General features: G+C 55.2%; 11 protein-coding genes and 2 pseudogenes. 7 read left to right on the forward strand and 6 right to left on the reverse strand.

The window, feature by feature from the left end:
• Positions 1–242 precede the first annotated feature (242 nt).
• The 4 genes and pseudogenes from HKK53_RS04345 to HKK53_RS32525 form a co-directional block, all read right to left on the reverse strand.
• Positions 243–2,309, reverse strand: coding sequence for an ATP-binding protein (locus HKK53_RS04345; RefSeq protein WP_169369696.1), 2,067 nt, complete (start codon positions 2,307–2,309; stop codon positions 243–245).
• 163 nt (positions 2,310–2,472) lie between these two features.
• The gene (locus HKK53_RS04350) at positions 2,473–3,099 is read right to left on the reverse strand and encodes a response regulator transcription factor (protein WP_169369697.1); all 627 of its coding nucleotides are present in this window, start codon (positions 3,097–3,099) and stop codon (positions 2,473–2,475) included.
• Positions 3,100–3,139: 40 nt separating this feature from the next.
• A complete protein-coding gene (locus tag HKK53_RS04355; protein WP_169369698.1) occupies positions 3,140–4,432 on the reverse strand; it encodes an EAL domain-containing response regulator in 1,293 nt (430 codons plus the stop codon).
• Between the two features lie 467 nt (positions 4,433–4,899).
• A pseudogene (locus HKK53_RS32525) lies at positions 4,900–5,152 on the reverse strand (P1 family peptidase); the annotation flags it as partial.
• Positions 5,153–5,341: 189 nt separating this feature from the next.
• Here HKK53_RS32525 and HKK53_RS04365 point away from each other — a divergent pair.
• Complete coding sequence (locus HKK53_RS04365; protein WP_169369699.1) at positions 5,342–6,133, forward strand: helix-turn-helix transcriptional regulator; 792 nt, start codon at positions 5,342–5,344, stop codon at positions 6,131–6,133.
• Positions 6,134–6,577: 444 nt separating this feature from the next.
• Here the strand turns inward: HKK53_RS04365 and HKK53_RS04370 are convergent.
• A pseudogene (locus HKK53_RS04370) lies at positions 6,578–7,465 on the reverse strand (DNA-binding protein).
• Positions 7,466–7,478: 13 nt separating this feature from the next.
• Positions 7,479–7,985, reverse strand: coding sequence for a cupin domain-containing protein (locus tag HKK53_RS04375; protein WP_169369700.1), 507 nt, complete (start codon positions 7,983–7,985; stop codon positions 7,479–7,481).
• A 972-nt stretch (positions 7,986–8,957) separates the two neighbouring features.
• Here HKK53_RS04375 and rfaH point away from each other — a divergent pair.
• The 6 genes from rfaH (at position 8,958) to HKK53_RS04405 (ending at position 16,502) form a co-directional block, all read left to right on the forward strand.
• Positions 8,958–9,494, forward strand: coding sequence for a transcription/translation regulatory transformer protein RfaH (rfaH, locus tag HKK53_RS04380; protein ID WP_169369701.1), 537 nt, complete (start codon positions 8,958–8,960; stop codon positions 9,492–9,494).
• 94 nt (positions 9,495–9,588) lie between these two features.
• On the forward strand, positions 9,589–10,692 hold the full coding sequence (locus HKK53_RS04385; protein ID WP_237150792.1) for an outer membrane beta-barrel protein: 1,104 nt from the start codon (positions 9,589–9,591) through the stop codon (positions 10,690–10,692).
• Between the two features lie 12 nt (positions 10,693–10,704).
• Complete coding sequence (locus HKK53_RS04390) at positions 10,705–11,238, forward strand: polysaccharide biosynthesis/export family protein (RefSeq protein ID WP_169369703.1); 534 nt, start codon at positions 10,705–10,707, stop codon at positions 11,236–11,238.
• A gap of 2 nt (positions 11,239–11,240) precedes the next feature.
• Positions 11,241–13,553 (forward strand): GumC family protein, encoded by a 2,313-nt coding sequence (locus tag HKK53_RS04395; protein WP_169369704.1) that lies wholly within the window; start codon positions 11,241–11,243, stop codon positions 13,551–13,553.
• A 146-nt stretch (positions 13,554–13,699) separates the two neighbouring features.
• The gene (locus HKK53_RS04400) at positions 13,700–15,091 is read left to right on the forward strand and encodes an undecaprenyl-phosphate glucose phosphotransferase (protein ID WP_169369705.1); all 1,392 of its coding nucleotides are present in this window, start codon (positions 13,700–13,702) and stop codon (positions 15,089–15,091) included.
• Between the two features lie 70 nt (positions 15,092–15,161).
• Positions 15,162–16,502: a UDP-glucose dehydrogenase family protein gene (locus tag HKK53_RS04405; RefSeq protein ID WP_169369706.1), complete on the forward strand. Its 1,341-nt coding sequence runs from the start codon at positions 15,162–15,164 to the stop codon at positions 16,500–16,502.
• Positions 16,503–16,512: the final 10 nt, after the last annotated feature.

Here is a 16,512-nt window from a genome sequence, read left to right on the forward strand (position 1 = left end):
TTCAGGTCAAGTAAGTTCTTGCACAATATTTAATTGTTTCGCTCAACAATACTAACGCCGGGCTATTGCTTTTTAGGCAGCAGTTTTATATGCAGGCGATTACGGTGGCTTGGAGAGTGAATAACAACAACGCAATTGTGTGGGGAGTTGGCGTCATTTGCGCCGGGAAAAGACTATCGCGCGATAGGAAAATTCTCGCGATAGCTCTGAATTATCTTGCCTAGGATTTAGCAGTCCGCGACTCAGCCATAATCACGTCCATCATTGAGGCGATATTTAGTCCTGAGGTAGAAAGACAACCGCTCCATGCACTGATAGAGACTGTTGATCGTTTCTGTGAGAGCCGCACGCTCCTCTTCGCGACAGGCGGCCTCGACCTCTTCGCAGCACTGAGTCAAGGCTGCATAACTGATGATTCTGGCCCCCCCTTTGATTCGATGGGCGAGATTGGAGAGCCCTTGCACATCATGTTGGGCGAACAACTTCTGTAGGTGTGTCATGTCCTCTTCATTGTTGGCGTCCAACTCCTGCAGAATCTTTCTTATAGCGTCTTTGTCACCACGGGTCAGTTGCTCAAGATTGGTGAGGTCAATTTCCTCGATGCCATCATCCCGAGCTTCAATCTCGGCCCTGGCAGGATTCATCACTTCGGGCGCGGCACTAAGCCATACCTCCAGCGCCTTCAGGCCGATCGGTTTGAACAGGCAGTCATCCATGCCAGCCTCCAGGCAACGCAGCTTTTCTTCAGGTTGCGCATTGGCGGTGAGCCCCAGGATCAAGCAGGGCTCCAGCCCACGGACAGATTCCTCTTCCCGGATTGCCTGTGCCAGGTTATAGCCATTCATGATCGGCATATGGCAGTCGGTGATGACCACATCAAAGTGACGATTGCGCCATGCCCGCAGGCCGTGGGCGCCGTCCACGGCATCTTCGACCTGATACCCCAGATAGCTCATCTGCTGGCACAGCAGAAGACGATTGGCGGGATAGTCATCCACTACCAGGACACGCAGGCTCCGTTCCCTGGTACCCACTGGCAACTCCTCGACTATTGGCCGTTCAACCAGTGGCTGGAGAACAGGCAGGTGCAGAGCAACCACAACTTGCGTACCTTCGCCAAAGGAACTGGAAAGGGTCAGGGTTCCCCCCATCATTTCGCACAGCGAGCGGCTGATCATCAGGCCCAAACCCGATCCACTATAAGATGACTGCGGATTGTTGCTGGCCTGGGCAAAAGGGTTGAACAGGATTTGCTGGTCCTGCCGGGAGATGCCGATTCCGCTGTCCTCGACCCTGAGGGTTATCTGGATAGACTTGCCATCCGAAGCTGCCTCGGCACGCATCTTCACCCAGACACTCCCCTCTTCAGTGAACTTGACCGCGTTGCTCAACAGATTGGAAAGGATCTGCTTGAACCGCAAAGGGTCTATCCATACGTCGCGATCTGAGTAAGTGTCCAACTCCACGACCAAGTACAAATGTTTCTGCTTGGCGACGCCCTCAAATACCCGGGTCACCGACTCAACGATATTCAGCAGATTGGCGCGCTCCGGCGCCAGCGAAAGCTTTCCAGACTCGATGCGGGAGATATCAAGGATATCTCCTATCAGGCCGAGCAAGTCCTTTGCGGTACCAGACGCCACCTCGATAGCGAAGCGGTCGGTTACACCCTGTTCGGCTTTCTTCAAGGCCAGTTCGAGCATGCCGATAACGGCATTTAGCGGCGTGCGAATCTCATGACTCATGGTAGCCAGAAAGGTAGTTTTTGCCCGGTTGGCCGCATCGGCGGCATTCTTGGCTTCGCTCAACTCATGCAGCAGTTGCTGGCGTCCGCTGACATCAATCCAACCGGCGACCATCCCGGCGACCTCACCGTCGGACCCTCGATACGGTAATGCCCAATGGTAGATTTTCAAGGCTCGCCCATCTGTCATGGTCAGGTCTCGATCATGTAGATGGGGTTCTCCTTTGCACATCAGCTCCAGGCAATAGCTGTGGTAGTTTTCCGCCTCGGTCCTATCGGCAAGCGGTGCATCAAGTGCTGAGGTACCAATGAGGTCGCTTTCGCTAAGACCGATCATGTTCTGGTAACTGCTATTGCAGAGGAGCATTCGCCCCATTCGATCACGGATGTAGAGAGGGTGAGGTGTTCCATCCAGCATCTTGCGAGTCAGTTCGTAACGACTTTCAAGCAGGCGGTATTCATTTGCGAGGACCTTCTGTGCATGGCGCGAAAGACGGTACTGAGCAATATGCAGGACTACCGAAAGCAAGATAAAAACAATAAGCAAGCACATGAAGTAACTCATCGAACGAAACCGTAAAGTTCACTAAATTCAGCCGACTATTGTGACTCAGTCAACCAGATGCAGTAGATGGCGAAAAGAAACAATACTAGCGTTTTGCTCGCGCACTCTTGATGCAGAGTAAGTTTTTAGCCAGTGACCAACAGATATACCGTTAAAAATCCGCCTATATCAGATTATTGCGCTTGGCAAAGTCGGCCAGATAAATAACTGATTTCACCTTGAGTTTTTCTATAAGTTTGACCTTGTAGGCGCTGACTGTCTTATTACTGATCAGCAGAGCTGTTCCTATTTCCTTGTTCCCCAGACCACTTGCAAGCATCTGTATTATGCTCAACTCGCGGTCCGACAGGCTTTTAATCAAATCAGCATCTGACACATGAATATCGCTGCTCCGCACTGAACTGGCAGACAGGTTGGGGAAGAAGTTATAGCCGTCCATGACTGCTCTGATGGCTCTGATCAACTCATCCTGATGGCTGGTTTTTGATACGAAACCAGCTGCTCCGGCCTTCATGCAGCGCAATGAATAAATCTCTGCGGCCTGCGAAGTAAAGACCATGATCTTGATGGGAAGGTCCATCATTCCGATGCGCGTGATGACTTCAAGCCCATCCATCTTGGGCATGGAAATATCGAGCACCATAATGTTCGGCACATGCAGTCGGGCCAGTTGCAAAGCTTCGGCACCGTTTTCCGCTTCCGCAACTATGTCGAAACCCCGTTCGCATAAGATATTTCTGAGTGTCAGTCTGATCAGCGGGTGATCGTCCGCTATAATTGCCTTATACATAAAATGTCCAATGGATTGCGTGATATTGAAGAAGTAGAAGTTAGCGATTTCGTTTTAGGTGGTTTTCAATGTCTTCCTGACTCAGCCAACTCTGAAAATCCTGCCCGCTCATGGGACGGGCCAAATAGTAGCCTTGCCCGAGCGTACAACCCATATTGATCAAGCGCCCCAACATATTCCGATTGCTGATGCCCTCAATCACAAGACCTTTCCCCAAGGCATGGGCAAGCGCCTGAGCGCTGGATATCAGCGCATGATCATGGCTACCCTTTATTCCCTCGATAACACTTGCGTCGAGCTTTATCTGGCTGAGCGGCAGTTGGCTTAACAAGGAAAGAGAAAAAAACCCGCTCCCGAAGTTGTCGATCGACAGATTGCAGCCCATATTGTGCAACTCAAAAATATGTTTTCTTGTTGTTGGACACAGGTCAGAAAGACCATTTTCCGCCAACTCGAATGTTAAGATATTTCCAGCGAACCCATGGCGTTTAAGAGAAGTTTTTATATGCTCTACAAGTTCACGCTTGATCAGTTGAGAAATATGCAGATTAAAGGCTAACCCCAGGTGCGCATGTTGGTCGAGCGTCTGTAGCAACGTCAGCCCCTGATCCAGTAACTGCTTGAACATCTCATCGATCAGGTCATAGGCAACCATGGCGGCCAGAAAATCTTTGGGCATCAGCACACCTTTACGCGGATGCTCCCAGCGCGAGAGAACTTCGACACCGGCCAGGCTTGCGTCAGCCAGCTGGAATTTAGGTTGATACCAGCCACGAAAATGCCCCAAGGCCAGGCTGCGGCGTATTTCCACTTCATTGGGCAGCATTGAAAGCACAGTTTGAGGCGCAGCACAGGGCTGACCGATCGCCCCTCGTAGCCCATAACGCAGCAACAGTTCATAGAGCGATCGGAGCTTAAAAGGCGCAGATAAAACTCCGAGTATCGGTAGTCCCGAAAGACTTCCCAAGCTCTCCAACGCCCTGTGCAAGTCCGCACTGCATTCTCCGCATAACACCACCGCCTGCACCCGCTGCTTTTCTCGAGTTCGGCCAAGAAAGTCCAGTCCCTCGAGCCCTTTGTGATTCAGGCTGCAAATAATGATGTCGACATCACCTGCCCGGCTTATCTGGTCCATTACCTGCTCAGGTTCGCTGGCTTGCAGGACATCACGTACGCCCAGTCGATATAGCATCCGTACCAATACGGTGCGTTGAGACAGGTAGCTCTCCAGGACGAGAACACGAGGGCAAATCATTTTGACTACTCGATAAAGTTTTGATGGTGGATTGTTCAGAGCTCTGTCGCCTCCTTCAAGACGACCTTTCTCGGGCACTCAAAGAAATTTCTCGTGCGACAAGCAAAGGGAGAGCCCGCTCATTGAGCAATCGGTGTTTCCAGCCAAGTCAGGTACTAGAAAACTGCGTACATCCCCCGCCGGGGCTGGTGATGAGTATGAGGGGGGCGGGACGGCATGGTAATCACTGCAACGAGTTACTCTGCCAGGGTTAGTCGGTGGAGTGAGGTGAGTTACAGGAGGAAGTAAAAAACACGGAATCAGGCGTTACCCAACACCTGATGGGGGATAGGTTGTTTACGCTAGGTATGGCATCAGGATCCGAAGGGGCAAAAAATTGGTTGATGCCTCAGCACCACACAAGTGGATTGAGCGCTGCCATCCTTACCACTGAGTCTAGAGGTGAGTTGCCCTGCTCGCTCCAATCCAGTACCTGCAGGACTCCAACTATGATCAAGTTGGGCAGAACATTGCCATGCTGTTATCGACTGGTGCAACACGTAGCGAAGGCCAACCTGGCGAATCCATTCCAGCCCCGTTGCGTCGCCGTCACCGTTGAGTACATGCAAGCCCGCGCAACAAGGATCGAGCCGCGCCGGCCCGCGGCTGCACCACAGTCACGCCCATATGGGGCGGCTTACCATCGGTTGCGGAGATAAGGGTGCTGTGGCCGATGCGAACACCGGGGACGTCGGTAATGGCATTGAATTCGCCGGTGGTACCGGAACCTACCGTGATACCAAGTTGACGAGCACGCATGGGAACTCCTTTGAGAATGAGGCTGCAAGAAAGAACGACACCGCATCTTTCATGACGGGCGCTGCCCGGACGCAATCTAGTTGGGCAACAGCGCACAACCAATCATCGTTAAGAGTTACGCCTCTTGACGCGGATATGTGAAGTAGAGGAAAACCGACTGTACTTTTGAGGGGCACAGGGACGCATCAGATGTTTCGCGAAATCAGCATGCACTCCAACCTAGGCCGAGTGATCGAGCATATTGGGAAGCCCCGTTTTTGGACGCAGCTGACATTGTTGTTGCAGCAGTGGGTGCCGTTCGACAATGCGTTGGCAATCTTTTATCCAAACAGTGGCGCGCCAATAGTACTGGAGCTATACGATGCCGTACCACATGATGGTTTGGGCTTGCCTGCCTATCTCAATGGGCTATACCAGCTCGACCCTTTCTACCAAGCCTGTCGCGACGGAATTTCCAGCGGACTGCATCGCCTGGAGGAAGTAGCTCCTGACCAGTTTCGCCAATCCGAGTACTTCCTCAGTTACTTCCACGCCAATGTGTTGGAAGACGAGGAGCAGTTCATTTTGCAGATACCTAGCCAGGGAACGTTGTCGCTGTCATTGGGCACAAGTCGGCCTTTTCTGATCGAACAGCACGGAATACTGACCACGATCTGCCCATGGGTCTTAGCGTTTATGAAGCATCATTGGCAGGAATACAGCCAGAGTTTACAACTGACCAGCAGTGCGTCAACTTCTCAGATGAGGGACGCTCTCGGTCAATTCGGATCGTCCGTACTCTCTGATCGAGAGATGGAAATCGCCTTGCTCATCCTTCGCGGCCATTCCACAAAAGCCGTTGCAAGGCTTCTGATGATCTCTCCGGAAACCGTCAAGGTACATCGACGACATCTCTATAGAAAGCTTGGCATTTCGTCGCAACCCGAATTGTTCGCATTGTATTTGCAATCGCTGGGACATGACGTGGAGAACCACTGTTAGTGAACTATCCACATCCGGTCTGTAGCGGGCAGTCGATGCCGAGGGGTAAGGTATGAATGGCGTTAATTGAGCGCTTTTTTTTGATTTGAGCCTTTATTAAGGACTGTAGGTAAAGGACTAATTCATTACATGTAGTGTAATGCCCCCCGATGCAATTGTTCGCAGCTTGGTGGTTCTGAGCCAGCTCCGCACCTGATCGAATAGTGCCGCTTGGCGCGAGCCCCTGAAATGAACAGAACGTCCTCTCATGAATTGGAGGCGCTCATCTGCGAGGATTTCGTGCTTCAACTGCCCCCCAATCGCGAATGCATGGAAACTGGATCAAAGTGTTGACGGCAGCTCTCCATAGATCGCCGTCAGCCCCCCGAATTGGACGCCGCAATCACGGACAAAAAGGATGCCGACGTGAGCTGGGTACCAGCCGGTACGATGTCGGCAATGTGCTTACTTGCCTCCCTGGCGTGATGGAGGGGACGAACCAGCGACGTTATGTGCTTTCGCACGCCCACTGGATGCTTTTTTGCTCGGCCGCGACTTTGCTTTAGCCGGCTGGAACGCCAGTTGCAACTGCGTTTCGAGCGTATCAGCTCGAGCGCGCTGCGCTACTGCGTCTTGCTGAGCACGAGTCAACTCATCCTGCTTAGACTCCAGCCGCCGTTGCAACTGCTCGACGTGGCGCCCGACTTCCTTTAGTTGGATTGCTGAATCCTTGCCTTCCTCCCGGGCGCGATCGACCTCGCGGTACGCGCGGTCTTCATCCCCGCGCACGTAGTTCTCCTGAGCAACACGCTCCTGCTCGGCTTGAGCCGCAGCGCCTGCAGCTCCTGTTGTAACATCTGGTTGTGCTGCTGAGCTTCACGAAGCTCGTGCAGCCAACTTTCACGCTGCTGTTGCAGGTCCTCGATCTGCAGCTGGCGCTGGGACAGTAACAATTCCAGATCCGCCAGGCGCGCCTCGGCCGCTTGGCGCCCGGCCACGGCTTCTGCCGCCTGCTGGCGAAATTGCGCCGCGTCCTGACGCGCTTGGTTCTCGACTGCCGCCACCCGTTCGCGTTCTGCGATCAGCGATCAGCACCTGACGTTGCTCCGCTAGCGCCTGTTCGGCGATGCCCTGCGCCAGATGAATCGCCTGCTGCCACACGAAGACAAAAGCCTGTGACACTTCGCCGGGTAACGTCGGCAAGCGGGTCTCGCCGCTCAGGCGTTCGGCCAAGCGTGCCCACCATTGATCCAGCAGGCTGCCAACCCGCACCGGACTGCCACGCCCCAATTCCAGGCGTACGCGTTCCACCGTCGGCCGTTCACCCCGCGCCAACACCGCATCCGCTTTCAGCTCACTGCAACCGTTACTCCTGTGTCAGCTTTTCAATCAACGCTGAGTGCTCGGCAAACCGCTCAGTAAGTATTTGCCTGCTGCCCATTTCCATATCCGTGAAATCGAACCCTGGTGAAACGGCTTCACTGATCAGGCCATAACCTGCAGATCCATGCATGAGTTGCGATGCCTTCCAGATTCCACCAGGCACATGCAGTTGTAAAAGCTGGCCGGCCTTGACGTCGCTGCCCATCACCACGGATTGCAAGGTGCCGTCGGGATAAATAAGGCGGTACTGAATCGCATCGCCCAAATGGTAGTAATGCACGATGTCGGACTTATTGAAGTGAAAGTAACCAATGGGCAAATCCTGGGTCAGCAGATAATAAATGGAGGTCATCAAATAGCGCTCGCCGCCCTCGGTGTCGACCATGGCGTGGCGATCCGATTGAAAGGTTCTGCGGTAGTAACCGCCTTCAACGTGTTCTTCCAGCTCGAGGGTTGCGATCAGTTCTCGAGCATTCGGTGGGCTTTGCATCGGCTTGTTTCCTTCTTTCATAATGAGGCTGATATAAGTTGTTTTTTATAACTAAACTAAACGGTCATTTAGTGTAGTTATTAATTGCCATCGCCAACTACATATATTAAGGTTTTCGCAAAATAATAATGAAGATGTATTTTTGCTGGTTGTTTAATGGTTGCTTGCCAATATGTTCAATACGGAGAAACAGTCGATTGAAATATACCAAACTGTCGCCCTCCCCGCGCCACACCTTTTCCAGTGCATGCCCGGACAGCCCCAAGGCCCGTTGACGGTAAAGGAACGATCTTCAAGGCCTTCAAGGCACATTCGCTTGACCGTGCGGCACCCCGATGAAGCTCGAAGTGCCAGTGACAAGAACGGTCATGGTCCCTGCTTCCATCAACCCGAAAGGTGATTAGTTAAAGCGCTGGATGACACACCAGGGTCCAGACTTTATAACAATGCCCAACTATGGGGGCTGCTGACTTAACAAATCGTTCACGACTATAAAGAACGGAAAAAGTTTCCACTCACCCGACGAAATGAAAATAACCCGAAAAAACAACTGTTTGAGAGTTGGCCAACTCACTATTGGATAAATGGCGTGTTTTTTGACTGGGAACGTTTGACAGGTTGCGAAGACTGGTCGATAACTACCAAGGTCCAATTGAACAAGGCACGAGCGCTCATTTATTCGTCGCCTGTCGTTTTAGAGACAACTACTTGGTTGCCTATCATTAAAGGTCCGGTGTGCGGATCGTGCGGTAGCTTTGTCTCTCGCAAAGTTGGCCCTGTCTTAATTCCCGATGCGCTGCACTGTATAACGTCACGTCACAGTAGTGTGCACGCTCATGAAGCACGTTATGACTCATTATTGATACACCCTCGCGTTACAACATAATGCCCAGACGCCCGCTGCTTGACACTTTTTAGCCCTCATTAGAGCCCTGCCTGAATAAACTTTCGCTAACTACAGAGTTTACCAGCATGTCAGCAATCAGCACCGAACGGTCTAATTGGTACCTTCTGCAATGCAAGCCACGTCAGGATGAGCGTGCCCACCTCAACCTGCTTCAACAAAACTATGTGGTCTTCCACCCTCAGCTAGTGAGTGAGCGCATCATTCGCGGGAAACGACAGCGAGTGCTGGAATCTCTCTTCCCCGGGTATTTGTTTATTCATCTGAGCCGCAACGACAATTGGGCGCCCTTACGCTCGACGCGAGGTGTCAGTCGTATTGTCGAATTCAATCATGGTCCTGCGACGGTGGCAGAGCACGTCATTGAGCATCTGCGTGGACGTTGTTTCGATTCATCGGCGTCGAGCGCGGACGAAGCCCTGAAACCCGGAGAGCATTTGCAGATCATCAGCGGACCACTGTCGCCACTGGAGGGGGTGTTCCTTGCTCCGCACGGCACCGACCGGGTGATGATCCTGCTGCAGTTTCTTAATCGGGAACAACCTGTTTGCCTGCCATTAAACGTGATTGAACGCCAACAACCCGCCTTTCAAACCAACAACTAATCACTCGCTTTGTATGCCTTTGCTCAGGAGCTATAGCATGGCCTTGAAGTCACGATGCCCTGTCGCACTGATTATGGCCTCTCTCTATCCTGGAATGGCCTGGAGTATTGATCCGCAACCTATTGATGTTTACGGATTCGATTTCACGCCGACGTTCCTGTTTTCAGAAAGTTATGACGATAACTTTCGCGAGCTGGAAAACAATAAACAGTCTTCCATGATCACCAAGTTGGCGCCCTCCTTCGAACTCAAGGCCGAAGATCGTAATAGCGCCACCCGGCTGATCTGGCAACCCACTCGCTACATCTATCACGACGAGTCGGACGCCTCGAACACGGCGCAACGGGTCCGTGCCGACAGCATCATGGAGTTCACCGACCGACATCGGCTGAAACTCGAAGCCGAATATCGCAAATACGAGCGCACGGAATCGACTGCGGTCGAAGGCATCAATGACAAGCTCAACAACAAGCGAGTGGGCGGTCTCTATACCTTCGGCGCCAAAAGCGCGGACAATCAAATCGATTTCGGCGCCAATTACGCTGAACTGCGCTACGACAATGCCGACGGCATCAACGACGACAAAGAACGCAATACCACCGCACTCACCAGCACCTGGTACCACCGGATCGGCAGTAACACCCGAGGCCTGCTGGAATATGACCACACCAACTTCGATTACCAGCAAGCCAACAGCCCGCGCAGCAGCAAATCCGATGCGCTGCTTGCCGGTGCCGTCTGGGATTTCACGGCCCGCACGACGGGTAAAGTCCGCCTCGGTTATGAGCGAAAGAACTTCGACAACAGCGAATCCAACGACCTCAACAACCCCACCTGGCAAGTAGACCTGCAATGGAAGCCGCGAACTTACTCGACGTTTACTTTTGTCGCGCGCCAGGCGCTCGCCGAAGGTGACGATGGCGCTGACGCCGTGAAGTCGACGTTCACCCAGGTCGGTTGGCGCCATGGCTGGACCGAACGGATCACCACGGTCGCACAAGCCGGGATCGGGCGTTATGTCTATGAAGGCCAAAGCCGCACCGACAATTATCAGGACTACAACCTGGCGGTGGTGTATGCGATGCGCCGATGGCTGGATATCGAGCTCGGCTATCGATACCGCGACAACGATTCTGATGCCAACAACGAAAGTTTCACCCGCAACACGTTTCAGATCAGCTTCAACGTCAGCCTTTAAGAGGGTCTCGACATGCACACACAAACGCTGGGTTTTTTATTCGCCCTGGTTTTCATACCCCCTATCTACGCAGCAGACCCTGGCACTCAGTACAAACTGGCCGCTGGCGATGTCTTGCGCATCATCGTGTTCGGGGAGCCGGAGTTGAGCCTGAAAAAGATCCGCCTCAGCGATGCCGGTACCTTTTCATACCCTTTTCTGGGAGAAATTTCCGCCAAGGGACTCACCCCGGGGCAAGTTGAAAAGATCATCGTCGACGGGCTCAAACAGGGTTACCTGATCGACCCGAAAGTCAGCCTGAGCCAGATCGAATACCGTTCGTTCTACATCAATGGCGAAGTGCAAAAGCCCGGCAGCTATCCGTTCGTGCCCGGACTGACGCTGGAGAAAGCCATTGCCTTGGGCGGTGGCTTGACCGAGCGCGCCTCAATCAAACGCGTGACCATCATGCGCGGCGATGGCGGCGCGACCCTCACTGACAACGTCACGCGAAACACCACGATTGCTCCCGGCGACACCATTTCCATTGCACAAGGCTTTTTCTAATCATGGACAACAGCCCTAGCACCTACGTCGAACGTCCTCTGCAAACGCATCTGCACCAGCAGTACAGCGAAGACAAGGACACCATTGATCTTCTAAAGCTTTGGCGAGTGATCTGGCGCGCCAAATGGAGCATCGGCTGGCTGGTCCTGCTGAGCGGTGCGCTGGCGGCCGTTGTGGTCTCGACCATTACCCCGCAATACGTCGGCAGCACCACCTTGCTGTTCAACGATAAAACCCCGCCGCTGATGTCCTTCCAGCAGGTCAAGGATTCAGGCGGCAACGCCACTGATTACTTGCAGACACAACAAGCACTCCTGCAATCGCGGGACCTTGCTGAGCGCGCAGTGAAAAAACTCGGCCTGACGACCCACCCGGTCACCGACCCGCGCCAACAACCGACACCTTGGTTCACGCCGCGCAAATGGCTGGCCGATCTTGACCTTGATCAATGGGTCCCGGGCCTGGGGCTATTGATGCCGCTCAAAGATGCGCCCACTGAAGAAGACGTCTTCAATCAGGTCACGCAGAACCTCATGCTGCACACCAGCGTCAAGTTCGTCGGCAAGAGCCAATTGCTCGAAATCGAGGTCGAGCTGCCGGACCCTGTTCTGGCCGCAGCGGCAGCCAACGCGCTGGCCCAAGGCTTTACCGACAGCCAGCTCGACACCAGCGAAAAATCCTCGCAAACCACCACGGCCTGGATGAACACACGCCTGGTCAAGCTGCGCGACAACTTGCGTGTCGCCGAGAAAAGGCTGCAGGGCTACCGGGAAGAGCAAGGTCTGGTCGACGTTGGCGGGGTGGCTACCATCAGCGCCAACGAACTGGAAATGACCGGTAATCGCATGGTCGATGCCCGTCGCAACCGCGCTGAAGCCGAGAGCGAGTACCGCCAGGCGAAGGCCTTGAGCAACGGCGATCTGAGCCGACTCTCCAGCGTGCCTGCGGTCTTGAGCAACCCCTTGGTCCAGAAATTCCAGGCGGACCGGGCCGCGGCCCAGGCCAAGGTGGAGGAACTGGCGGGACGCTATGGCCCAAAACACCCGAGCCTGATTTCCGCGCAGTCCGAATTACGCACCGCCACGACTAGCCTGCAACTGCAGGTGCAACAGGTGGTGGCCGGTATTGAACGGCAATACCAGCTTGCCTCGGCCAGCGAAGCCTCGCTCCGCCAATCCTTCAATAGCAACAAGGCGCAAATCCAGGACATCGCTCGCAAAGAGTTCCAGTTGCGCGAGTTCCAGCGCGAGGTCGACAGCTCCCGCGCGCTGTATGAAACCTTCGTCACCCGCTTGAAGGAAACCACGGCCACCGCCGACATGGACTCGACAAAAGTGCGCATCGTCGATCCGGCCATTGTTCCCGTCGACGCGAGCAAACCCCGTAAGACACTCATTGTGGGGATTGTCGGGTTAATCGCGGCGGTGATCGGCGTCGCGTTGGCGCTGTTGTTCGACAGTCTGAGCAATACTTTCAAATCCGACGAGACGATCGAAAGCGCGCTTAACATTCCGCTGCTCAGCGTCGTGCCGTTGGTCATGAAGAAAAGTCGCCGGCAACTGGCGCGCCTGTTCGAAGACAACGATAACCCGCGCTTTTCCGAGACTATTCGCAATCTGCGCACCTGGTTGATGCTGCAAAGCAGCGAAATGCCGTCGCAGGTGGTGCTGGTAACGTCGACCGTTGCCGGTGAGGGTAAAAGCACCATTGCCAACAATCTGGCCAGTTCACTGACGTCCCTGGAGCGTGTGCTGCTGATCGATGCCGACATGCGTAAGCCAACCTTGTCGCTGAACTTTGATTTCCCACCTGACAGCCCGGGACTGGCGAATGTCATTGCCGGCACTGCCAGGCTCGAAGACTGCATCGTCTCGGTGGGTAACCTGGACATGTTGCCGGCCGGAAAAGTCATGCCCCCTTCGCTGGATCTGTTCGCCGCGCCACGCTTGCCGTCCCCTGCCGATGCGCTGAACCCCTCACGCCAGCCGCCGCCGCAGGATCTGCTCAGCTCGCCGCGCATGGCGCGCATGCTGGAGGCGCTGAGGTCGCGTTACCGCCACATCATTATCGACTCCCCGCCTGCGGAGTTGATCAGCGACGCGCTGTTGCTGGCCAAGCATTCGGATGTCGTGGTGTATGTGGTCAAGGCCGACAGCACGCCGATCAGCCAGGTGCAAAGAGGCATCGCCATGTTGCAGCAGAGCCAGGTGCCGGTATTTGGCACCGTGCTCAACCAGGTGGACCTGCGCAAGGCGCGCAAGTACGGCTATCACCATTCCCGGGCGTTCTATAACTACGACTTCGCGCCCAGGTAACACCGGGCGACCCAGCCCGCCGCTACACCCCTTTTCTGCCCTCACACACCCTGCTTCACCTCTGCCGAGCTACGGAAAAGCCTGCGGAAGACACGCCGTGCCTGCCGATCAGCGCTGATGGATTTTTCTGCCTTGAGGTCAAGCCCATGACACCGCTCTATACCGCTCACATGACACATCGCCGAGGCCTGACATTCTGGGGGCAGTGGCTGTGTGCACTGACACTGGCCACCTCGCTGCTGATGGCGCTTGTGTATTGGCGCGTTGGCAGTCTGACCAGCGAATACCGCATCCTGATCATTCTGACGGTGCTCGGTTCAGTGCCGATTTACAGCGTGATGCAGGTCTACCACAAACGCCATGGCCTGTTGGTCGGGCTCGGTAGATTGCTCGCGGGTTGGTTGATCCTGCTGGCTGTGCTGGCGGCGATTGCCTTCATCACGCAGACCAGTGCGATTTATTCGCGCCAAGTGATTATGGTCTGGGCGGTACTGGGCTTCGTAGTCCAGGCCGCGAGTTTTCTACCCCTGCATTACTTCGCCCGCCTGCACTCGCGGATGGTCTGTAACGAGCGTCGCTCGGTGATCATCGGCACCTGCCCGACCGCTCATGAGCTGGCGAAAAAACTCTCCAGGCCGAACCGCGCGCTGGTTCTGGGCTTCATCGCCGCCGCCGATGACAGCGGCCCGGCCCCCAGTATTCTGCCGCTGCTCGGTCGTGTTGATGCGATCCGCGAGATCATCACCCGCCTGGAAGTGCGCCGCGTCTACATCGTCCTGACGATGGCCCATGCCGCGACCATCGAAGCGCTCTACATCGACCTGCTGGACATGAATGTCGACGTGGTGTGGATCCCGGATTTCGGCAGCATGGTGTTGCTCAATCATTCGATTTCGGAAATCGAGCGAATGCCCGCCATTTACCTCAATGAAAGCCTGATCAGCTCGCATCCCGCCAGCCTGTTTTGCAAGGATTTGTTCGAACGCAGCCTGGCCACGCTGGCGATTATTCTGCTCAGCCCATTGCTGTTGGTGGTGGCGGCCGCCGTCAAGCTGACCTCTGCAGGTCCGGTGCTGTTCAAGCAAAACCGCCACGGGTGCAACGGTGAAGTGATCAAGGTCTGGAAGTTTCGTTCGATGCGCGTCCACGACGACCGCGAAGTGCGCCAGGCCACCCGCGACGATGAGCGCATCACGCCGGTTGGACGCTTCCTGCGCCGCAGCTCCATCGACGAATTGCCCCAGCTGTTCAATGTCTTGTTCGGCCAGATGGCCCTGGTGGGCCCGCGCCCGCATGCCGTCACCCACAACATTTATTACACCGGCAAGGTCCGCGCCTACATGGCCCGGCATCGCCTCAAGCCAGGCATCACCGGGCTGGCCCAGATCACCGGGCATCGCGGGGAAACCGAGACGGTGGAAAAGATGCAGCTGCGCGTGGCCCAGGACCTCAACTACATCAACCAATGGTCGCTGTGGCTCGACATCAAGATCCTCATCAAGACCCCCTTCACGCTGTTCTCGAAAAACATCTACTGACCCCCTGCCCCGCCTCTGCTGTCCCCCTGCCCCACCGTTGATTTCTGTCACGACCACCTGAGGTTTGACCATGAATGTGAGCGTATTCGGTATTGGTTACGTGGGCCTGGTCCAAGGCGCCGCACTGGCAGAGGTCGGGCACCACGTGCTCTGCGTCGATGTCGACGCCGCCAGGGTTGAGGCGCTGAAGGAAGGCACCCTGCCCATCTACGAGCCGGGCCTGAAAAGCCTGGTGCGCGACAATTACCAAAGTGGGCGACTGCGGTTCGGCACCGACCTGGCCGACGCCGTTCATCATGGCGACGTGCTGTTGATCGCTGTGGGTACGCCGCCCGACGAAGACGGTTCGGCCGATCTCCGATACGTGCTGGACGTAGCGCAAACCATTGCGCTGAACATGGACCGTCATCACATCATTGTCGGCAAATCCACGGTGCCGGTGGGCACCGGTGACCTGGTGCGCGCACGAATCGAGCAAGTGCTGGCCGACAACCATCGCAGCGATCTGACGTTCGATGTGGTCTCCAACCCGGAATTTCTCAAGGAAGGCTGCGCGGTCGAAGACTGCATGCGCCCGGACCGCATCATCATCGGCACCGACAGCCCGCACGCCGAAGAGGTGATGCGAGAACTGTATGAACCGTTCAATCGCAACCACGAAAAAATCATCATCATGGATGTTCGCAGCGCCGAACTGACCAAGTACGCCGCCAACTGCATGCTGGCGACCAAGATCAGCTTCATGAACGAAATGGCCTGCCTCGCGGAAAAACTGGGCGCGGATATCGAGAAGGTGCGCCACGGCATCGGCTCCGATCCACGCATCGGTTATCAATTTATCTACCCGGGGCTCGGTTACGGCGGTTCGTGCTTTCCCAAAGACGTGAAGGCGCTGATCCATGCCGCCACCCATGTCGACATTGACGCCCGGGTGCTCAAGGCCGTCGAAGCGCGCAACCAGGAACAGAAAACCAGCCTGTACCGAAAAATTTTAGATCACTACGACGGCCACCTGCGCGGCAAGACCTTTGCCCTGTGGGGGCTGAGTTTCAAACCCAACACCGACGACATGCGCGAAGCCCCCAGCCGCGTATTGATGGAGGCCTTGTGGCAGGCCGGCGCCAGCGTCCAGGCGTTTGACCCCAAAGCCATGGAAGAGGCCCAGCGCATTTATGGCTCGCGCGATGACCTGACCTTGGCGGGCACCAAGGAAGCGGCACTGAAAAATGCCGACGCGTTGATCATCGTCACCGAGTGGCAAGCGTTTCGGGCGCCGGATTTCGACCTGCTCAGCCAGCGGCTCAAGCAACCGCTGATTTTTGATGGACGCAACCTGTTCGATCCGCAGCGTTTGAGCAAACGCGGCTTCACCTACGTATCCGTGGGGCGGCAGACCCCTTCAGTCATCTGAAAGGAGCCGC

The sequence above is a fragment of the Pseudomonas sp. ADAK7 genome, from assembly GCF_012935675.1.
In the GTDB taxonomy this organism is placed as follows: domain Bacteria; phylum Pseudomonadota; class Gammaproteobacteria; order Pseudomonadales; family Pseudomonadaceae; genus Aquipseudomonas.